Origin of the sequence: Pseudomonas sp. W5-36 (genome assembly GCF_046540455.1) — a bacterium.
Lineage (GTDB): Bacteria > Pseudomonadota > Gammaproteobacteria > Pseudomonadales > Pseudomonadaceae > Aquipseudomonas > Aquipseudomonas graminis_B.
In genome coordinates this window covers 12,706-33,785 of sequence record NZ_JAXCIQ010000004.1, presented here as the reverse complement: position 1 = coordinate 33,785, position 21,080 = coordinate 12,706, and the positions used below count along the sequence as shown (strand labels likewise).

Here is a 21,080-nt window from a genome sequence, read left to right as displayed (position 1 = left end):
TTCAGCCTGCACCCAAGTCGCGATTGGCGGTGTCTGAGCTTTCTGCGCATGAAGATCAAAAGCTTCCCGGCTGAAGCCGGTCCTACAGATCTACCGCGGCCACTGTAGGACTGGCTTTAGCCGGGAAGAGGCCGGTTTGATCACCACGCATTTCACTGAATGCACGCGCTGCTCTTTGTGGGACCGGCTTCAGCCGGGAAGAGGCCAGCAGAGCGAGCTAGCTCGCGAAGGCGGTCTGCCTCGGCCCTCAACTTTGTCTGAGCCACCCATTCGTCAGCAAGCTGACTCCCACAGGGTTTGTGCTTGCCTTGGGTTTTGCATTCAGTGGAATGCAGTTTTGTGCATGACGCTGAAATCCGGGGCAGCGCAGGTCTTTGTGGGAGCGAGCTTGCTCGCGAAGACGATTTGCCTGCCCGCAAACCGGTTTTGCGCACGACGCCGCGGTTCCGGCAGAATGCCGGGCATGACTCGATCTCCGACACTGCCTGACTGTTGCCCCGCCCTCACCGCTCACTGGCCCTTGCCCCATGGGCTGGCGGATGTGGTGTTGGTGAGCAGTCGCTTCGATCCGCAAAAGCTCATCGACGGCGATTTTCAGCGCTGTCTCATCGAGCCGCCCGCCTCCATTCAGCGGTCGGTGGCCAAGCGGCAGACGGAGTTTCTTGCCGGTCGTTTGTGCGCGCGGGAGGCGATGCGCCGGTTGGACGGCCGCTCCCACGTCCCGCTGATTGGCGAAGACCGCGCGCCGGTCTGGCCTGAAGACGTCACCGGTTCGATCACCCACAGCACCGGCTGGGCCGCCGCGATCGTGGCGCGCAAATCAGACTGGCGCGGACTGGGTCTGGACGTGGAACAGTTGATGAGCCACGAGCGCGCCGTGCGTCTGGCCAGTGAGATTCTGACGCCGGCGGAAATGCAGCGCCTGACCGCCGGGCCCGACCATCAAACGGCCAAACTCGTCACCCTGACCTTTTCCCTGAAAGAAAGCCTGTTCAAGGCGCTCTACCCCATCGTGCTCAAGCGCTTCTATTTCGAGGCCGCCGAGTTGCTCGACTGGTCAGATGAAGGCACTGCGCGCCTGCGGCTGAACATCGATCTGTCGGCGGAATGGCACAACGGCAAGGAGCTGGACGCGCAGTTCAGCGTGCAGGATGGGCAGCTGTTGAGTCTGGTGGCGATTCGAGGCTGACGGTCGCGCACAGCGGACAATGCTCACACCGCCCCACCCATTCCACCCGATAACTCAAGCAGCACGTGCGCCGCTGCCGAACCATTTGCCGGTCCCTTTCTCTATAGCTAACGGCGTTGAATAGGGGATTGCGCCGCCCATCCGGCCTCAGCCGTTCCCGCAACAGCCCATACCCTGCCGCAACTGAAACCTCGCTCGCCGCAGACAACTGCCGCAAGCAGGTTTCAAGATAATCCCCGGCGTTGCCCCACAGCACCGCCGTCGGCACATCGCCGTAGGCACTCAAGCGATCGATCACGTGCTGAAGATTCTCCAGCAGCGGCGCAAACCGCTCGAACGGATCGTCCGAAACCGCCACCGGCGTAACGGCCCCCTCAAACCTCACCCCATCCAGATAGCCACGTTCATGCAGGGCAAAACTCAGGCGATCCAGCCCCAGCGGCCACCCCAAGCCATAGGCCAGACTCGCCACCACCACCGGCGGGATCAGCTGCATGGCGTAGTACTTCATCCACTGCGAGACCAGCACCGGCAACTGCTCCCTCAGCAATGCCGGCCCGTACACCTTAAGCAGCAGGCGATCCAAAACCTCATCCTGCAACAGCTCGGTCAGCGGCAGCACAGGCCGTGTTTGATCGACCACCACCGCGCGGAAAAACCCGGCCAGCGCACCGTCGAACATCATGCATCTCCCTGCTTACGCGGCCAGGCCAGGCTGAAACACGCACCGCCCAAGGTATGGCTGCGCCCGATCAACGCCCGGCCGCCGTGCCAATGAATGATGCGGCGCACGATCGACAATCCCAGCCCATGCCCGCCCGACGCCCGGGTGCGGCTGTCGTCCAGGCGCATGAACGGCGTGAAGATCCGCTCCCAGGCACTTTCCGGCACGCCGGGTCCGTTATCGTCCACATCGATGCGACAGCGCTCTTTACCCAACTGATAGCCGATGCGTACCTCCGACTCGGCGTGGCGCATGGCGTTGCTCACCAGATTCTGCAGCGCACGGTGCAAGTATCGCGGTTCGGCCTCCACCCAGTGCTCTTCGCCCGATCCGACACGGTGCAGCGCATCAACACACTCCCCGCGCCTGACACTGATATTCGGCCGCAGCGGCGCCAGTTCGGCAATCACCTGATCGATCAGGGCGTCGAGGTCGATGCGCTGGAAATTCAGGGTCGGCGCGCCCTGCTCCAGGCGCGCGTAGGTGAGCATCTCGTCCACCAGCTTGTCGAGGTCCTGAATATCGCTGTCCATGCCGACCATGTATTTATGCCGCGCTTCCGGGGTCGTGGCGTCGTTGATCATTTCCAGCCCGAAACGCAACCGCGCCACCGGCGTACGCAGCTCATGGGACACCGCGCGCACCAGTTCGCGCTGGATCATCAGCGAACGCTGCAGGTGCTCGGCCATGCCGTTGAATGCCGACGCCAGCCGCCCGACCGAATCCGCGCCCGCCCCCGCACTTGCTACAGGCACGCGGGTTTCCAGGCTGCCTTGGGCGATCTGGGTGGCCGCCGCTTCCAGCCCGCGCAGCCGATGCTCGAGCCGACGCACCAGCAAATAAACCACCAGACCGATCAGGCACAGACCGAGAAACGCGATGAGGATCAGCAGCTCCGGCGGATAGGGATTCATCTGGAACAGCGGGCCGATCTCCAGCACCCACGGGGTTTCGCCAACGCCAGACAGCACGCGGATCGAATCGCCGCCCTTGCCCAGCGCCATCACCGTGTCACCCTCGTCGATGCGCCGACGCTGGTCATCGTCCACATCCAGGTTCTCCAGACGGATCATCTGCATGTCGAAGCCAAAACCCTTGCTTTGGCGCAAGTCTTCCAGCCGCGCCGGCTGCTCATCCACCGGCAGACGCACCAGTTCGTCGAGCAACAGAAAGATGGTCGCGCGGGCCAGTTGCTCACTGATCTGCCGCACCTCGCCGGTCAGCAGCAAGCCGCTGGACGGATTGCCTGACAGCCCAGGCTCGACCTCCCGAAACACTTGCGCGGCATGGGGTCCGGTCTGTTCGACCACCACCTGCCCGCGACTCAGCCGATTGCGCGCGCTGCCGTCCAGGTGCGCGCGCTCGGCGGTTTGCAGTGTCAGCGGAATGCCCAGCAGGCGCTCCCACACGGCGAGGGCGCGGGTGCGTTCAATGTCATCCATGCCGCGCAGGTTGTCGGCCATCAGCGTGAAGGTGCCGTGGGCCAATTGCTCGCGGTACTGATCGGCGCGCACGGCGTTGACCAGATGCAGGGTCAGCACACCCAGCAGCGCCACCAGCACCAGAACGCCGAGCATGCCGCCATAGATGCGCAGGAAGATGGAATTCATCGGTCAGCCGTCGCGCTTGGGGGATGGCAGTTGCGAGGCGGCGTGGGGCACGAACAGGTAACCCTTGTTGCGCACGGTCTTGATCAGGCGCGGGTGGTCGGGGTCGTCACCGATGCGCGGGCGGATTTTCGAGATGCGCACGTCGATGGAGCGGTCCTGGCCGTCGTAGCCGACGCCGCGCAGGGCGGTGAAGATTTCTTCGCGAGAGAGGATGCGCCCGGCGTTGCTGACCAACAGCCACAACAGGTCGAATTCGGCGCTGGTCAGCTCGACGCTCTGGTCGTTGAGCCAGGCTTCGCGCAGGGTGTTGTCCACCACCAGCGCGCCGAACTCCAGACGGTGCTGTGCCTGGACGGGGCTTTCGACGGTTTCGCTGCGCCTTAATAAGGCATGGATTCGCGCGAGCAGTACGCGGGGGTGCACCGGTTTGCCGACGTAATCGTCTGCGCCCATGTCCAGGCCTTGGATCTGGTCGCCGTCGTCGGTGCGCGCGGTGAGCATCAAGATCGGGCCGTCATAGCGGCTGCGCACCTTGCGGCAGATGCTCAGGCCGTCCTCGCCGGGCAGCATGAGGTCGAGGATCACGAGATCCGGCTGCTCGTCGACGATTCGCCGGGCCGCCCGCGCGCCGTCTCCTTCGAGGCTCACGCGCAGGCCATTGTTTTCGAGGTAGTCGCGGGTGAGCTCGGCCAGCCGCTGGTCATCCTCGACGATCAGCACCTGCCAGGGTTGTGGCTGCACGGTGAGGCTCCTTGTTTTTTGTTATTAATAGTGCTTGCGCAACGGGCTTTCGCGATCGCGTTCACGTCCGCAAAATTCCCGAAAAAATGATTTCGGCCGCCGACAAAGCGCTCATCCCAGACGCCATGCGGCCTACACGGGATTTCGCCGTTTCACACACAAATTACACACAGCCTTATCCACAGGTCATGCGTTGCAGTAAGTGTCCGAAACGCATATCTTGTAGCCCTTCGACGGCATAGACCCTACATGTGGGGTTTTTGTCTAAATCCCAAACACAAGTCATGTCGCGATTTCAAGGTTTTTTTCTCGCGCGTTACCTGTGTACGAAGGGCTGAATTACCCCCGAATCTACCGCTCTACCCCGCCAGCGCGAATGGCAGACCACCCAGCCTTGGGATCTGCGCGCAGCGGCACACGTGTTGCAACATCACACGCGCATTCTGCAACAGTTTTTGGGGTGACGGGCTTAAGTCCGGCACCCTTTTCGACTTCAACGCCAGGGAGGGTAAATCCGCCTTCCCATTCGTCTTGAAGTCATGGCCTGACATTTGTCAGTTCACTGCCGCAAGACGAAACGGTGGGCGCGTACTCCGCGTCCAAACAAACTTAAAGAACGTGGAGACACCCATGCAAACCGACACAACTCGCGAGAATCCGCAGGCCACCGCGCCGCAGACAGGTGCGACCCAGCAGGACCTGTCCGCCACCGCGCCGGGTCAGCTGCGTGTGATCAAGCGTAACGGCACCGTCGTTGCGTACACCGATGACAAGATCACCGTCGCCATCACCAAGGCCTTTCTCGCAGTTGAAGGCGGCACCGCTGCCGCTTCGTCGCGTATCCACGACACCGTTGCGCGCCTGACCGAACAGGTCTCCGCGACCTTCAAGCGCCGCATGCCGTCGGGCGGCACCATCCACATCGAAGAAATCCAGGATCAGGTCGAACTGGCGCTGATGCGCGCCGGCGAGCAGAAAGTTGCGCGCGACTACGTGATCTACCGCAACGAGCGCTCCAAGGAGCGTGCCGGTCGCAGCGCGGGCGAAACCCCCGTGCAAGCGCACCCGTCGATTCGCATCACCGCCAAAGACGGCAGCCTCGCGCCGCTGGACATGGGCCGCCTGAACACCATCGTCACCGAAGCGTGTGAAGGTCTGGCCGAGGTCGATGCCGACCTGATCCAGAGCGAAACCCTGAAGAACCTGTACGACGGCGTTGCCCTGACCGACGTCAACACCGCACTGGTGATGACCGCGCGTACCCTGGTTGAGCGTGAGCCGAACTACTCGTTCGTCACCGCGCGCCTGCTGATGGACACCCTGCGTGCCGAAGGCCTGGGTTTCCTCGGTGTCGCCGAAAGCGCCACCCACCACGAAATGGTCGACCTGTACGCCAAGGCGCTGCCGGCTTACGTCGAGAAAGGCATCCAGTTCGAACTGCTGAACCCTGTGCTGGCCGAATTTGACCTGGAAAAACTGGGCAAGGCGATCAACCACGAGCGCGACCAGCAGTTCACCTATCTGGGCCTGCAAACCCTGTACGACCGTTACTTCATCCACAAGGACGGCATCCGTTTCGAACTGCCGCAGATCTTCTTCATGCGTGTGGCCATGGGCCTGGCGATCGAAGAGAAAGCCCGCGAAGACCGGGCCATCGAGTTCTACAACCTGTTGTCGTCCTTCGACTACATGGCCTCGACCCCGACACTGTTCAACGCCGGCACCCTGCGTCCACAGCTGTCGAGCTGCTACCTGACCACCGTTCCGGATGACCTGTCGGGCATTTACCACGCCATCCACGACAACGCCATGCTGTCCAAATTCGCAGGCGGTCTGGGCAACGACTGGACCCCGGTTCGCGCGCTGGGCTCTTACATCAAGGGCACCAACGGCAAATCCCAAGGCGTCGTGCCGTTCCTGAAAGTGGTCAACGACACGGCCGTGGCCGTGAACCAGGGCGGCAAGCGCAAAGGCGCTGTCTGTGCGTACCTGGAAACCTGGCACATGGACATCGAAGAGTTCATCGAGCTGCGCAAGAACACCGGTGATGATCGCCGTCGTACCCACGACATGAACACCGCCAACTGGATCCCTGACCTGTTCATGAAGCGTGTCTTCGACGACGGCAAGTGGACCCTGTTCTCGCCGTCCGAAGTGCCTGATCTGCACGATCTGACCGGTAAAGCCTTCGAAGAGCGCTACGAGTACTACGAAGCGCTGACCGAGTACCCGGGCAAGGTCAAGCTGTTCAAGACCATTCAGGCCAAAGACCTGTGGCGCAAAATGCTGTCCATGCTGTTCGAAACCGGCCACCCATGGCTGACCTTCAAGGACCCGTGCAACCTGCGTTCGCCGCAGCAGCACGTGGGCGTGGTTCACAGCTCGAACCTGTGTACCGAGATCACCCTGAACACCAACAAGGACGAGATCGCGGTCTGCAACCTGGGCTCGATCAACCTGCCGAACCACATCGTCGACGGCAAGCTGGACACCGACAAGCTCAAGCGCACCATCGACGTTGCCGTGCGCATGCTCGACAACGTGATCGACATCAACTACTACTCGGTGCCGCAAGCGAAGAACTCCAACTTCCGCCACCGTCCGGTCGGTCTGGGCATCATGGGCTTCCAGGACGCGCTGTACCTGCAGCACATTCCTTACGGTTCCGATGCCGCTGTCGAATTCGCCGACCGCTCGATGGAAGCCGTCAGCTACTACGCGATCCAGGCGTCCTGCGATCTGGCGGACGAGCGCGGTGCCTACGAGACGTTCCAGGGTTCGCTGTGGTCCAAAGGCATCCTGCCGCTGGATTCGCAACAGATCCTGATCGAGCAGCGTGGCCAGAAGTACATCGACGTCGACCTCAACGAATTCCTGGACTGGGCGCCAGTCCGTGCTCGCGTTCAGAAAGGCATTCGTAACTCGAACATCATGGCCATCGCACCGACCGCGACCATCGCCAACATCACCGGCGTGTCGCAGTCGATCGAGCCGACTTACCAGAACCTGTACGTGAAATCGAACCTCTCGGGCGAATTCACCGTGATCAACCCGTACCTGGTTCGCGACCTGAAAGCCCGCGATCTGTGGGACTCGGTCATGATCAACGACCTGAAGTACTACGACGGTTCGGTGCAGCAGATCGAGCGCATCCCGCAGGAGTTGAAAGACCTCTACGCAACCGCCTTCGAAGTGGACACCAAGTGGATCGTTGACGCGGCCAGCCGTCGTCAGAAGTGGATCGACCAGGCCCAGTCCCTGAACCTGTACATCGCCGGCGCCTCGGGCAAGAAGCTGGACGTGACCTACCGCATGGCCTGGTACCGTGGTCTGAAGACCACTTACTACCTCCGTGCCCTGGCCGCGACCAGCACCGAGAAGTCGACCATCAACACCGGCAAGTTGAACGCCGTTTCCAGCGGTGGCCACGGCCCGGACGACTCGGCGATCACCGCCCCGCGTCCAGCCGAAGCGGCTCCGGCCGGTCCAGCGCCAGTGCCCAAAGCCTGCGCGATCGACGAGCCGGACTGCGAAGCCTGCCAGTAACAGCGCGTCAAGCGTCACCTTCGGGTGACGCCCTGATTGAAGGCTCCGCGTCCCCTGGGGCGCGGGGCCTTCTTGCGTTACACTCCACTCATTCCCAGCCAGGAGAATGCCCATGCCAGCTGCCTCGCTAGAGTCCAAAAAAGCCTACTGCGCCAAAACGCGCCGCTCCAACTACGCCGCCAGCCTGCGTCTGGAAGGTTACGAGAGCTCGCCCGCCGACTCCGAACGCCGCCTGCCCTCCCGGGAAGAGCTGCTCACCAGCTACCGCAAAAAACAGGCCTGATGGTCGACAAATACGGCGTCGGACAGGACCCTTACTGTCCGCCCGGCAGCAATGTGCTGCGCAACCGCCTCGACCTCACCGACGCTGAAACCCTGGCCCAAGCCGAGCGCGACCTGTCCGAAGTCGCCGCCGAAGCCATCGACTTCTCCCCTCCTCCCTACGACCTGCCCTACCTGCAAGCCATCCACCGCCAGCTGTTCGCCGATCTCTATGACTGGGCGGGCGAACTGCGCACCGTCGACATCTCCAAAGACCAGACCCACTTCTGCGTGACCCACCGCATCGAGCCCGAGGCCAATAAGCTGTTCAAGGTACTGGCCGACGCGAACTGGTTTCAGGAGCTGGATCGTGGAGCCTTGATTGCGGCGAGTGCGGAGCTGTTTGGGGATTTGAACGTGGTTCATCCGTTTCGAGAAGGGAATGGGCGGGCGCAGCGGATTCTGTTTGAACACCTCATCGTGAATGCGGGGTTTGAGATCAGCTGGTGGCCGGTGGAGGCGGAGGAATGGATACGGGCGAATGTGGATGCGGTGGGGTGTGATTATGAGGGGTTGGTGCGGGTGTTTGAGCGGTGTGTTGGGGGGGTCATAGAGCGCGAAGCTCCGACGCCAGCCGAAGCCTGATTACCGTCCGTTCGTCGATTATGACCTTCGACACAGCTGTTCGCCGCTACAGCGAAATACGCATATCCTCCAGAGCCGGCAGTGGCTGCGGACATCAGAGAAATTGACTTGCGTCACGATGCCCAGATTTTGAACACTCTGTGCGATTGCCGGCAAACCGAAGACACTATATGCTGCGTTTCGAAATGTAAAAAACACTACATAAGCGATTTGCGATAGGTTTTGCATCGTTTCCGGCGAACCAAAAAGCCCAGGCAAAACCCTAAAAAGTAAAGCGATTTCACACATGCTTAATCCACTCACGGATGAACAAGTGTTGGGCGATATCTGTATAATCCCGCGCTCGTTCCAGGGTAGGACAATGACGATTTGCATCAGCAAACATGGCTCACCTGGACACAACCTCAGATACACCTGCCGCGCGCTGACCCGTCGCGACTACAGCGGCAATACCAACGAGCGACCGGCGGCCTGACCGACTGGTAGCCACAAGACCCCAAGCGTAACCAAGACATTCGTTGCCAGTGTTCTCAACGCGACGCTGGCATCTCATACTTTAAAATTCCACCGATCGTTTCGGCGATCACCAAGCAGGAGCCTCATCACCATGCTGAGCTGGGACGAATTCGACAAAGAAGACGCCGCTGAACCCGCCAAAGGCGCCAACGCCGGCCATGCTTCCGAAGCCGCGATGGACAAACTCGACAGCGCCGGTGGTGCTGCTGCGCTTGAAGCCCGCGCCGTCAGCGCAAACGACTCCGACGCCATTGCCCGCGCCAAAGCCGCGCTGGACAAGCTGGACGTCGCTGAAGGTCTTGCCGAACTCGAAGGCTCCGCCGCCCGCGTCGCGGTCGACGAAAAACGCATGATCAACTGCCGCGCCGACCTCAACCAGCTGGTGCCTTTCAAGTACGACTGGGCCTGGCAGAAATACCTCGACGGCTGCGCCAACCACTGGATGCCGCAAGAGGTCAACATGACCACGGACATCGCCCTCTGGAAAGACCCGGAAGGCCTGACCGACGACGAGCGCCGCATTGTCCTGCGCAACCTGGGCTTCTTCTCCACCGCCGACTCCCTGGTTGCCAACAACCTCGTACTGGCCGTGTATCGCCTCATCACCAACCCTGAATGCCGCCAGTACATCCTGCGCCAGGCCTTCGAGGAAGCGATCCACACCCACGCCTACCAGTACTGCATCGAATCGCTGGGCATGGACGAAGGCGAGATCTTCAACATGTACCACGAGATCCCGTCGGTCGCCAAAAAGGCAGCCTGGGGCCTGAAGTACACCCGCTCGATCTCCGATCCGAAGTTCGAAACCGGCACCGTCGAAACCGACAAAGAACTGCTGCGCAACCTGATCGCCTACTACTGCGTCCTGGAAGGCATCTTCTTCTACTGCGGCTTCACCCAGATCCTCTCCATGGGTCGCCGCAACAAAATGACCGGCGTCGCAGAACAGTTCCAGTACATCCTGCGTGACGAGTCCATGCACCTGAACTTCGGCATCGACGTGATCAACCAGATCAAAATCGAAAACCCACACCTGTGGGATGCCGAAATGAAGGAAGAAGCAACCCAGATGATCCTGCAAGGGACCCAACTGGAAATCGAATACGCCCGCGACACCATGCCTCGCGGCGTACTGGGCATGAACGCAGCGATGATGGAGGACTACCTCAAGTTCATCGCGAACCGTCGTCTGTCGCAGATTGGTCTGAAGGAAGAGTACCCAGGGACCACCAACCCGTTCCCATGGATGAGCGAGATCATGGACTTGAAGAAAGAGAAAAACTTCTTTGAGACGCGGGTTATTGAGTATCAGACGGGTGGGGCGTTGAGCTGGGATTGATATGGCTTAAAGCCATGATATAAGGTGAATACTTCAATACGGACATATAAATAAAAGCCCTGCGCAAGCAGGGCTTTTATTAAGGAGTACACTATGAACACACCCATGCTGCTTGAATACCAAACCGATGGAGATAGTTCTAAAATAAGAAGCTTCTATATCAAAGAGACGCTATACGTCTCGCTTGAAGATGTCGTTCTTATGCTTGCCAAATCCAACAAGGCTATTAACAATAAAGTGAAGGTCGGACTTGGCGAACTTATAAAAGCACAATTGAAAGTACTAGACACGGATGAATATGAAAACTTCTCAGTTCCTGATGACAAATCGAACGACCCCCGACAAGAAGTATTTATAACCCAACCAGGATTATTCCGGTTAATCTCAACAGATAGCACTCCTGCAAGTAAAAAATTTCAGCGCTGGCTATTTCACGAAGTACTCCCATCTATTCATAAGCATGGTACATATCCTCCACCATCAAAACCGAGCGGCTCAGAGATAATGTCCTTGGCTCACGCGCTCGCTCAAAATACTAATCTCCTCATACGTGAAATCGAAGAACGTGAAAAGCTGGCTCATGAAACGAGACTTCGTTTTGAGAATACGGAGAGACAGCTGCATGAGATAAATAAGAAAATCGAAGATATCTCACCACAGACCGACCTCAAAGACCTTACCAATATCCCAGATTACTGTAAAACCAACAATATAAGTATCGACCACCAGCACCTTTGGGCAATGTGCACCAAACTCTGCATAGAGCAAGGAGTTCGGACAAAGAACAAGCTCAGCACAAACGGAACTCAGGAACATCTCTATCCGCCAATAATAATTAATGAAGCAGTGAAAATGATACAGGGAGTATAACAATGCACGAACTTATCCAATCCGAGCTACCGTTAGAGCTGCCATCAGCTTCGTTCAAAGAAGTGGATGGCATTCAGATGGGAGTTTTAAATGACACAACTCCTTACCTCACAGAACGCGGTCTAGCGCGCCTTTGCGGAGTAAATCCAAAAACGATAAGTGACCTTTCAAATAATTGGAGTGACGAAAAATTCAAACCTAGAGGAAAGCGGATAAAGCAAATATTAGAGCAACACAAATTTACAAGCGAAAGAATAGTAATAAAAACCGAGCAACACGGTCAAAAAATAAGCGCATATCCAGACGCGGTTTGTATGGCAGTCCTTGAATATTACGCATTTGACTCTGACAACACAGACGCAGAAACTGCCCAGCGAAACTATCGCTTACTCGCAAGGAAGACGCTGCGTGATTTTATCTACGAAAGCGTAGGTTTTTCACCTGAGTCACTAAAGCTAAACTCATGGCGACACTACCATGATAGGATTTTATTAAATAAGCTTCCCGCGGGCTATTTTAGCGTGTTTAGGGAGATTGCCGATATTGTGATATCAGCGATTGAGACCGGACTGATTATAGATAGCCACACTGTACCTGACATAAGTGTTGGCCAAATGTGGGCTAGTTACTGGAAAGCCGAAAACCTTGAGTCGGCTCATGGTGCACGTCAGAAATTTCCTCATGAGTATCCTGAGTACTTCCCACAATCCAGTGCTAAGACTGAAGCCAACATTTACCCACTGGGCGCACTAGGCGAATTCAGAGTATGGCTTGAAAACGTATATCTTCCACAAAAGTTTCCGGCTTACCTAGACAGAAAAATATCGCAGGGATATATACCTAAGCAAACGGCTGGCCTACTTCTCGAATCACTGAAACGGCCGAAAAACTAGGCATTCCGCCGCTGAGATACTGATCAATCGTCTCCGCTCACTCTGAGCTAGTTGTTGATCTAGTAACTCTACAGGCCTGTCCAACACTCCATCAAATTTAGCTATACCTGAACATTTTTATAACGCATTACTATTATTAGGCTATCAGCAAGCGTTGTTATACTGAAAATACCGGCATCACCGCGCCGTATCTACAATTTTCAAATCCATTGCCGGCTTAAATCACCGCACTTCGCAAAATGTCGTCGATTAGCTTTAACTCGCGCATGCTGTGAGCACTCTCCAGCGGCTTCGATTAGCTATGTGTGCGCATTCGGTCGTCTATGAGGTCTGGTAGGACGGCGTGCATGCGGAGATGGTCTACAGCAAGAGTGTCATGCAGCAGAAGCTCGACTACATGCACTAGAACCCTGTGAAGCGAAGGTATGTGGACTTCGGAGACCAATGCCGATATTTGAGTGCGCTGGATTACCACGTTAAGTCAGGGCTGATCGAGGCGCAGCGTTGGAGGTGAAGGAGGCAGAGCGGCCTCGGCTGAATTTCCACGCAGCGCGCGGGAACGATCAAGTGGGTGTCGCAAACGCAAGAAACGTGGCCGTCTTCTGTAGGAAATTTCCTAGACGTAGATAATGGCTATTCAGTATCGTTCGAGGGTCTAGAGCTTTCGGCGGTCGCATGGAAATTAAGAAAGGCAGTCTCAGATGGACTGATCTCGAGATAAGAGCATCTGTCGATGCATATCTCGACATGCTGGAACGCGAGCAGAATGGCCAGAAAATTAACAAAGCTCACGAGAACCGCACCCTGCGTGCGGGGCCTCTAGCGGGGCGCAATGCCAGCGCCGTCGAGTACAGAATGCAAAACATCTCAGCTGTTTTGAGTCAGATGGGCCGTCCCAGTATCGTTGGCTACAAGCCCGCAGGTCACGCTGGCGCTAATGTCGAAAAGATCATTCGCGAGAGGCTCATCGAGTGGGACAACAAACCCAATCCTGAAGACTTAGAGCCTACCGCTGATGACGCGACGCTTGAACGACGAGCTACTCAGCTTGAAAAGCGCCCGATTAAGAATCCTCCGGAAGGTATCGCGAAGCCACAACAATCGGCCTCTTCTAGAGCGATGTTTGTTCGTGATCCAGCGGTAAGAGCTTGGGTACGTCAGCACGCCAAAGGTATTTGTGAAGGATGTGGCGAGTCAGCTCCGTTTCTTATGAACGGGGTCCCATTCCTAGAAGTTCATCATGTAAAGCATCTGGCTGATCTAGGTTCGGATCGCGTTAGCAACGCCGTCGCGCTTTGTCCAAACTGTCATCGTCGCTGCCATCATTCCAGCGACAGGGAATCGTTCACCGCGTCGTTGTACGAGAAGGTTTCGCGGTTGATACGAGAAAATTAGCCTGACTATCGCTGCCCGGCTTGATCACCGGACAGAGACCGGACAATACCTAAAGCTAAAACCTTATCTGCAGGCAAAACGAAAGAAAAGAGGCGCTCTCGATATTTGCCAACCCGCCGATACGCTGATATCTGCCGCACCGGATCGCGAGCAAGCTCACTCCTACAGATCGTGCAGCGCTCACCAGTTCTCCACACCAACGGATTAAAAAAAGACCAAGGACATGGCCAAGAAAACCTCTCTCTTCGAAGACCTTTTTCAGATCGCCAGCAAACTACCCTGGTGGATCAGCGCGCTCATTGCGATCAGCTCCGGCGTTTACTTGCACTCGGTAGCGACCGCGCCAATGCCGGTCTACTCAGACCCTCAACAATTGCAGTCGGTAGTCTTCAGCACCATGGCGCACACCGGCGCTTTGTTTGGGCAATACCTCCTGCCATTCATCTTCACCGCCGGCGCCATCGCCTCAATCATCGGTCGCCGCAAACGCCGTAATCTCCTCGAATCCGCCGCCGCCACCAAAGGCAACCCACTGCTGAGCATCTCTTGGCACGAGTTCGAGTTACTGGTGGGCGAAGCCCTACGTCGGCGCGGCTATTCAGTACGAGAAACAGGCAAAAACGGCCCGGACGGCGGCATCGATTTGATCGCGCGCAAGGACGGCGAGACGTACGTGGTGCAGTGCAAGCAGTGGCGTTCGGTACAGGTGGGCGTGCCGGTGGTGCGGGAGTTGTATGGCGCGATGGCGGCTAAGGGCGCTGTCGGCGGTTTCGTGGTCACCAGTGGGACGTTCACCAAACCAGCGAGGGATTTTGCAGAAGGCCGTAACGTGCAACTGGTCGACGGGACAGTGCTGAAGCAGTGGATCGCCGAGGCGAAGAAGCCTGGTCCAAAGCCGACGGTCGAGGTGGTACCAGAGCGTGTCGAGCCAGTAATCGTTGAGCCGGCGGTGGTCGTTACGCTAAGTCCTGCTCCAGCTCCGATCCCCGTTCAAGCGCCAGCTCCAACCGCGACGCAACCCGTCACACGAGAAGCCGAGCCTGAACCTGCTGCACCACTCTGCCCGCACTGCCGCAAAACCATGGTGATACGTGTCGCAAGAACCGGCGCCAACGCGGGCGGGAATTTCTGGGGTTGCGTGGCTTATCCGAAATGCCGCGGGATCCGGCCGATTTTCGCGCCGATGACGGTGAAGTAACGCCGCAAGACTAGCTGAGCACGTCAGCCAACCCATGGCGTGCTCCGCACCACAAAGCCCCCCCCGCGCGAACACTCTGACGGCGGTATGAGATGGCGGTGTGTCAGTGACGAATCAGGTGCTGACACGATTTCGCGGGCAAGCACGCTCCTACAGTGGATGTGTGCCTGGCCGGGACTATCTTGCCGCCCTCATACAAAGCGCCGTGCTGCGAAGCATCACGAAATCCTGAAAGTTCCGCCCTCACCCCCCTCCCCGCACATAACATTTTCGCTAACCAATAGTTACCCGGGTTTCATTTGCCCCTGCGTCCGATGCTTCGTAAGGTGGCTTCACCCCATCAAACCCGCCAAGCGCGGAACGATGGAAACCTACACCCAAGCCGGAGAACGTCAAACGCCTGATCAGCTTTTAGCATTTTGTTTCTGTCGTTCGCTGCGTCGTTGCTCCCGACGTGGTGCCTCCAAGCTCCAAACTTCAGCCGCTCCCCAGCGGCTTTTTTTTGCTCAGGATTTGCTGAATCCGACCTGATATCTGCGCGGTATCAGCGACCGGCCGAGCATGCAGCCGACCGCAACCGCCGACACGCAAAACATCGCCTAGCAGTCGCGCTACCTCTGTCATATCAAAGACCTCCATCCCCTGCCGGGTAATAAATTGCGTACCCAACCGCAGCGCCTGATGTCCCGCACGGGAAGGATCAACACAAGTCCCAATCAGAATCCCCTGCGCCTGCAACGCGTGCATCACAGCCCGCGGATCAGCATCAAGTGACAGCGGCAAAAGCAGTTGATGGGTGTGCACCTCGCCGTCATTAGCCCCTATGACGGGCAACCCGGCATCGACCAGCGCGCGATGCAGCGCCGCGCTGTTGCTGACAATGCGGGCGGCGTATTCCCGCCCATCGAATTGGGCCTCGGTAAGGGTGACCGCCAGGGAGGGCAGTCGGCCGGCGTCGTAGTTCGCGAGCAGGCGGGTGTCGAGCAGGTTGTGCAGCGCCGGTGCATCGTCCGGGTCACGTCCGAGCACCAGCCCTTGGGGTCGACCGGGCAGGGTTTTGTAGGTGGAGCTGCTGATGAGGTCGACGCCAGCGTCAAAGGGGTTGGGGTACGTGCCGCCGGCAATCAGGCCCAGCATGTGGGAGGCGTCGAATAGCGTTTTGGCGCCGACCGCACGGGCGGCGTTGACCACCGGGGCGATGTCGTCGGCCTTGATCATGACGCTGCGGCCGAGCACGACGAGCCTGGGGCGGATTTGGGTGATCATTTCCGCCGCGCGCGCTGCGTCGAGCTGGCAGTTGCGGCGGTCGAATGGCAGGTCTTCAACCACCAGACCTGCCAATTCTGCGGTGCCGCCCCGGCGCTGGCTCAGGTGCCCGCCGTGCTCGGCAGCGGGTGCCAGCACCTTGTCGCCCGGTCGGCAGTAGGCGTGGAAGATGGCCAGGTTGGCGAAGGTGCAGCTAGCCAGGCGGACTTCGGCCCATGCCGCACCGAACAGGGTCATGGCCGCCTGGCGGGTGAAGCTTTCAAGCTCACTGACCAGTTCGGTGTCGGGCTGTTCTTTGTGGCCGGTGGGGCCCATCGCCGGGTAGGCGCTGAGCGCAGGGTTGTACGCGGCCATGGCGCGGGCGCTGGGGAGGTTGGCGCCGGCATAGAGCATCAGGCGCTGGGTTTCCAGTTGCGGCAATCGGTCGGCACAAGCGGCGAGCAATGCATCGAGATCACGGGGCATGGTCGGCAGCCTCCTTAATGACGCATCAACGACGAATGGAATCCGGGTGCTCGGACTCGTCCCTGACCAGCAGCATCAGGGCGTCGCGTTTTTCAAGCAGGTGGTGCCGCAGGATGCTGCTCAGGCGCTTGCCGTCCCGGGCTTGCAGGGCCTCGATCATTTCTTCGTGGTCGTGCAGGGCGCGGTCCCATTTCGGGGCTTGATGATTGGAGAGAAAGCGTAATGCGTGGATGCGCCGGTTCAGCGACAGGTAGACCTGCCGCAGCGCCGAGTTGCGCGCGGCCAGGTTGATCAGGTCGTGGATGGCGCGGTTGCGCTGGTAGTAACCCGGCAGGTCATTCTGGTTTTTGCTGACCACCATGGCGTAGTGCAGCGCTTTGATGTCTTCGATTTCCTGAGCGGTGATGCGCTCGCAGGCCAGCTCTCCGGCGAAGGCTTCGATGCCGCTCATCAGTTCGAAGGTTTCGCGAATCTCCAGCTCCGACATGCGGGCAACGCTGGCGCCACGGTTGGGGTTGATTTCGATCAGCCCTTCCACGGCAAGGACCTTCAACGCTTCGCGCAACGGCGTGCGGGAGATGCCGAGGGTTTCGCACAGCTCGCGCTCGTTGAGTTTGGTGCCCGGGGCGAGCACGCCTTCGGTGATAAAGCCGCGCAGGTGATCAATGACGATGTCATGGAGGCGCTGGCGTTCGACCTTGGGAATGAGACGGGGCGCCGGTTGGTCGGATAGTTCGTCAAAATTTTGCATACAAAATCCTTATCGGACCCGCTCTGGCATCGAGTCCTTATTCGAAAATGCTCCAGTTCGCTGGGAAGATTAGCGTAATTAGGCCGTTTGACACAGCATCGCCCTGTGCTAGGTTAATTTTGAATTCAAAATACAAAACTATAAAAAACCAGGAGTCACCGATGCTGAAGCTCGATTTCCACCCTGCCGGTCGCCACTTCCTTCAGATTCCGGGGCCTAGTCCGGTTCCGGATCGCATCCTTCGGGCGATGAGTTACCCCACCATTGACCACCGTGGCCCGGAGTTCGGCGAGCTGGGGCTCAAGGTGCTGGAAGGCATCAAGCAGATCTTCAAGACAGTGCATCCGGTGGTGATTTATCCGGCGTCGGGCACCGGGGCCTGGGAAGCGGCGCTGTGCAACACCCTGAGTTCGGGTGACGAAGTGTTGATGTTCGAGACCGGCCATTTCGCGACGCTGTGGCAGAAGATGGCCCTGAGTCTGGCCCTCAAACCGCAGTTCATCGGTCGGCCCGGTATTGAAGGCTGGCGCGGCGGGGTTGATGCGCAAATGATCGAAGACCACCTGCGGGCTGACGGCGGGCATCGCATCAAGGCGGTCTGTGTTGTGCATAACGAGACCAGCACCGGCGTGACGTCGGACATCGCGTCCGTGCGCAAGGCCATTGATGCAGCGGGCCACCCTGCCCTGCTGCTGGTCGACACCATCTCCGGCCTGGCCTCCGCCGACTATCGGCATGACGAGTGGGGCGTGGACGTGACGGTTTCCGGCTCGCAGAAGGGCCTGATGCTTCCGCCGGGCATCAGCTTCAACGCCCTGTCGCCCAAAGCCATCGAGGCCAGCAAAAGCGCCGGTTTGCCCCGCAGTTTCTGGGCGTGGGACGACATCATCGAGATGAACAAGACCGGCTACTGGCCGTACACGCCCAACACCAACTTGTTGTACGGATTGTCGGAAGCGCTGGACATGATCCTCGGCGAGGGCCTGGACAACGTGTTCATCCGTCACAACCGCCTGGCGAAGGCCTGCCGCACCGCCGTAACGGCCTGGGGCCTGGAAATCCAGTGCGCCGACCCGAGCGTTTACAGCCCCGTGCTCACCGGTGTGATGACGCCCGAAGGCATCGACGCCGACCAGCTGCGCAAGACCATTTACGAGCGCTTCGACATGTCCCTCGGCACCGGCCTGGGCAAGATGAAAGGCCGCATGTTCCGCATCGGCCACCTGGGCGACTGCAACGATCTGATGCTGATGGCCACCCTGACCGGCTGCGAAATGGGCCTGCAGATGGCCGGCGTGAAACTGCAGTCCAGCGGCGTGCTGGCCGCCATGGATTACCTGGGAGGGCAATCGGTGCCGCTGCGACGCGACTAATGCCACACCCCGCTGCGGCACCCCCGCAGCGTTTTTGACACATCTCACTATCCCGAATCATCGCGTTGTCAGCGAACACAATAAGAAACTGGAGATAGCACATGAAGTTTTTACGTCTGCGCCCCACCACGGTGGTGCTGTTCATGCTGTGCGCCATGTATTTCATTACGTACCTGGACCGCGTCAATGTCAGCACCGCCGCGGTCGGTTTCGGTAAAGAATTCAACCTGAGCAAAACCGAGATCGGCATCGTCTTTTCGGCCTTCGCGTACCCCTACCTGATCTTTCAAATCATCGGCGGCTGGGTCAGCGACCGATTCGGCGCCAAGCGCACGCTGGTGGTGTGCGGGCTGATCTGGGCCAGCGCCACGGTGTTGACCGGCCTGGCTGGCGGCTTTGTTTCGCTGATCGTCGCGCGGATCCTCCTCGGCCTCGGTGAGGGCGCTACGTTCCCCGCAGCCACGGCGGCAATGTCCCGCTGGATCCCCAAGGAAAAGCGCGGCTTCGCCCAAGGCATCACCCACGCCTTCGCCCGTCTCGGTAACGCGCTGGCGCCGGCAGCGATGATCGCGGTGATGGCCACCTACGGCTGGCGTGAATCATTTTATGTCTGCGCGGCAACCAGTTTTGTCTGGGTCATCCTGTGGATGGCGGTGTTTACCGAGCACCCGAAAGACCACCCGCGCATCTCCAAGCAGGAACTGGACACCCTGCCGCCGCCAAAAGTGAAATCCAGCGTCGTGCTGCCGTGGGGTCGCCTGTTCAAGCGCATGGCCCCGGTCACGATCGTGTATTTCTGCTACGGCTGGACGCTGTGGCTGCTGCTCAGTTGGGTGCCGATGTACTTCATGAACATGGGCCTGGATTTGAAGGGCACCGCGATTTTCGCGTCGACGGTGTTTTTCGGCGGCGTGGTCGGCGACACCCTGGGCGGCATTGTCAGCGACCGCATTTATGCGCGTACCAAGGACCTGAACAAGGCGCGCAGCCTGATGGTCGCCGTGTGCCTGGGGCTGACGCTGCTGTCGCTGGTGCCGTTGATGTTCACCAAGGACATGCACATTTCCCTGGCCTGCCTGGCGATCGGGTTTTTCTTCTCCGAGATGACCATCGGCCCGATGTGGGCGATTCCGATGGACATCGCGCCCGACCATTGCGGCACCGCCAGCGGCATGATGAACACCGGATCGGCCATGGCCGCCATCGTCAGCCCAGTGGCCGCCGGTCTGTTGATCGACAAGTTTGGCAACTGGCAGCTGCCGTTTCTGGTCAGCATTGTTCTGCTGGCGATTGGCGTCGTGCTGTCGTTCCGCATGAAGCCGCAGAACAAGTTTGACTACGGGCAGCCGGCTGCGCCGCTGACGCCGGGCGCGGAACCTTCTCCAGTGGTCAGTAAATAAAGCGACACCGGGAGCCGCCTTCGGGCGGTGCTTGATCCATAAAGCTTCAGCCCGGCACCTGCAATCGAGCCACTTCAATGGAGAACGCTTTTGGACACTGACACCCAACCTTCGCGTCTGGCGCAGTTGATCGTCGATGCGCAGAACAAGCATGATTTGTTGGGCGACCTGGATTTCGAGCTGAACCCGTCCGACCGCGACGCGGCGTACCTCACGCAGCAGAAAATCCTGCGCTTGCGTGGGGTTGAAGCGGGCGGCTGGAAGATCGGTTCGAAGTCCACGGACGGGCCTATTCAGGGCTCGCCCCTGCCCCGCGACTGCCTGTTCCCGTCGACCGGCACACTGGACCGCAGCGTCTATCCGCCGGTGGGTCTGGAGCTGGAAATTGCCTTCCGCTTCAACCGCGACTTCAGCCCGCGGGATGAGGCGTACAGCGCCGAGGAGGTCATGGCCGGCATCGGCGAAATGGCGGCGTCCGTCGAGGTGGTTTCCAGCCGGTTTGCGGCGTGGCCCAAGATCGAGCCGCTGACGCAACTGGCCGATCTGCTTAACCACGGCGCCCTGGTGGTGGGTGATTTCGTACCCTACAACGGGTCGTTTCCCTTTGTTGCACCGACGCTGACCTTCACGGTGAATGGCGAGAGCATCGTGCCGTCAAAAGTCGCCAATCCGGCAGGCGACCCGCGCCGGCTGTTGCCGTGGCTGGTCAACCATCACACCCTCAATGGACTGCCGTTGTCCAAGGACTTGGTGATCACCACAGGTTCTTACACTGGCATGCACTTCGCCCAGGGCATGGCTGAGGTGTCGGGACAGATCGACGGGCTGCCACCGGTTTCATTGACGCTGGCCTGACGCTTTACCTCGCTGCCATAAAAAAAACCCGCCGAGCTGGCGG

At 59.0% G+C, this 21,080-nt stretch carries 17 protein-coding genes; 12 read left to right on the top strand and 5 right to left on the bottom strand.

Translation table 11 applies throughout. The features are described 5' to 3' along the window. The first annotated feature begins 463 nt into the window (after nucleotides 1-463). Nucleotides 464-1,189, top strand: coding sequence for a 4'-phosphopantetheinyl transferase family protein (locus SLW74_RS08440; protein WP_410928613.1), 726 nt, complete (start codon nucleotides 464-466; stop codon nucleotides 1,187-1,189). Here SLW74_RS08440 and fhuF read toward each other — a convergent pair. Genes fhuF through SLW74_RS08425 form a run of 3 tightly spaced genes read right to left on the bottom strand, consistent with a single transcriptional unit; the run spans nucleotide 1,140 to nucleotide 4,264 of the window. Next, on the bottom strand, nucleotides 1,140-1,874 hold the full coding sequence (gene fhuF, locus SLW74_RS08435; protein WP_410928612.1) for a siderophore-iron reductase FhuF: 735 nt from the start codon (nucleotides 1,872-1,874) through the stop codon (nucleotides 1,140-1,142). The genes SLW74_RS08440 and fhuF overlap by 50 nt on opposite strands. Beyond that, the gene (locus tag SLW74_RS08430; protein WP_410928611.1) at nucleotides 1,871-3,523 is read right to left on the bottom strand and encodes an ATP-binding protein; all 1,653 of its coding nucleotides are present in this window, start codon (nucleotides 3,521-3,523) and stop codon (nucleotides 1,871-1,873) included. The genes fhuF and SLW74_RS08430 overlap by 4 nt, the downstream gene beginning before the upstream one ends. Nucleotides 3,524-3,526: 3 nt before the next feature. Then, on the bottom strand, nucleotides 3,527-4,264 hold the full coding sequence (locus SLW74_RS08425; protein ID WP_410928610.1) for a response regulator: 738 nt from the start codon (nucleotides 4,262-4,264) through the stop codon (nucleotides 3,527-3,529). A gap of 630 nt (nucleotides 4,265-4,894) precedes the next feature. Between SLW74_RS08425 and SLW74_RS08420 the strand changes: the two genes are divergently transcribed. From SLW74_RS08420 to SLW74_RS08385, 8 genes are all read left to right on the top strand, one after another. Further along, the gene (locus SLW74_RS08420) at nucleotides 4,895-7,810 is read left to right on the top strand and encodes a ribonucleoside-diphosphate reductase subunit alpha (RefSeq protein ID WP_065992783.1); all 2,916 of its coding nucleotides are present in this window, start codon (nucleotides 4,895-4,897) and stop codon (nucleotides 7,808-7,810) included. A 112-nt stretch (nucleotides 7,811-7,922) separates the two neighbouring features. Continuing rightward, nucleotides 7,923-8,093 (top strand): YhfG family protein, encoded by a 171-nt coding sequence (locus SLW74_RS08415; RefSeq protein WP_122535490.1) that lies wholly within the window; start codon nucleotides 7,923-7,925, stop codon nucleotides 8,091-8,093. Beyond that, on the top strand, nucleotides 8,093-8,716 hold the full coding sequence (locus SLW74_RS08410; RefSeq protein ID WP_410928609.1) for a putative adenosine monophosphate-protein transferase Fic: 624 nt from the start codon (nucleotides 8,093-8,095) through the stop codon (nucleotides 8,714-8,716). Before SLW74_RS08415 ends, SLW74_RS08410 begins: the two co-directional genes overlap by 1 nt. Nucleotides 8,717-9,323: 607 nt before the next feature. Continuing rightward, nucleotides 9,324-10,571, top strand: a complete 1,248-nt coding sequence (locus tag SLW74_RS08405) for a ribonucleotide-diphosphate reductase subunit beta (RefSeq protein ID WP_037012114.1) — start codon at nucleotides 9,324-9,326, stop codon at nucleotides 10,569-10,571. 93 nt (nucleotides 10,572-10,664) lie between these two features. Next, nucleotides 10,665-11,441: a Bro-N domain-containing protein gene (locus SLW74_RS08400; RefSeq protein ID WP_410928608.1), complete on the top strand. Its 777-nt coding sequence runs from the start codon at nucleotides 10,665-10,667 to the stop codon at nucleotides 11,439-11,441. 2 nt (nucleotides 11,442-11,443) lie between these two features. Continuing rightward, a complete protein-coding gene (locus SLW74_RS08395; RefSeq protein WP_410928607.1) occupies nucleotides 11,444-12,334 on the top strand; it encodes a hypothetical protein in 891 nt (296 codons plus the stop codon). 675 nt (nucleotides 12,335-13,009) lie between these two features. After that, complete coding sequence (locus SLW74_RS08390; protein ID WP_410928606.1) at nucleotides 13,010-13,729, top strand: HNH endonuclease; 720 nt, start codon at nucleotides 13,010-13,012, stop codon at nucleotides 13,727-13,729. Between the two features lie 223 nt (nucleotides 13,730-13,952). Further along, nucleotides 13,953-14,927, top strand: coding sequence for a restriction endonuclease (locus tag SLW74_RS08385; RefSeq protein WP_410928605.1), 975 nt, complete (start codon nucleotides 13,953-13,955; stop codon nucleotides 14,925-14,927). Between the two features lie 477 nt (nucleotides 14,928-15,404). Here SLW74_RS08385 and SLW74_RS08380 read toward each other — a convergent pair whose 3' ends face one another. Both SLW74_RS08380 and SLW74_RS08375 read right to left on the bottom strand, forming a co-directional pair. After that, on the bottom strand, nucleotides 15,405-16,658 hold the full coding sequence (locus SLW74_RS08380) for a glycine hydroxymethyltransferase (RefSeq protein ID WP_410928604.1): 1,254 nt from the start codon (nucleotides 16,656-16,658) through the stop codon (nucleotides 15,405-15,407). A 25-nt stretch (nucleotides 16,659-16,683) separates the two neighbouring features. Beyond that, complete coding sequence (locus SLW74_RS08375) at nucleotides 16,684-17,409, bottom strand: GntR family transcriptional regulator (protein ID WP_065992768.1); 726 nt, start codon at nucleotides 17,407-17,409, stop codon at nucleotides 16,684-16,686. A gap of 161 nt (nucleotides 17,410-17,570) precedes the next feature. Here SLW74_RS08375 and SLW74_RS08370 point away from each other — a divergent pair, with 161 nt between their 5' ends. From SLW74_RS08370 to SLW74_RS08360, 3 genes are all read left to right on the top strand, one after another. Beyond that, on the top strand, nucleotides 17,571-18,782 hold the full coding sequence (locus tag SLW74_RS08370) for a pyridoxal-phosphate-dependent aminotransferase family protein (protein ID WP_410928603.1): 1,212 nt from the start codon (nucleotides 17,571-17,573) through the stop codon (nucleotides 18,780-18,782). 101 nt (nucleotides 18,783-18,883) lie between these two features. After that, nucleotides 18,884-20,182, top strand: coding sequence for an MFS transporter (locus SLW74_RS08365; RefSeq protein ID WP_410928602.1), 1,299 nt, complete (start codon nucleotides 18,884-18,886; stop codon nucleotides 20,180-20,182). 90 nt (nucleotides 20,183-20,272) lie between these two features. Further along, the gene (locus SLW74_RS08360; protein WP_410928601.1) at nucleotides 20,273-21,037 is read left to right on the top strand and encodes a 2-keto-4-pentenoate hydratase; all 765 of its coding nucleotides are present in this window, start codon (nucleotides 20,273-20,275) and stop codon (nucleotides 21,035-21,037) included. The last annotated feature ends 43 nt before the right edge of the window (nucleotides 21,038-21,080 follow it).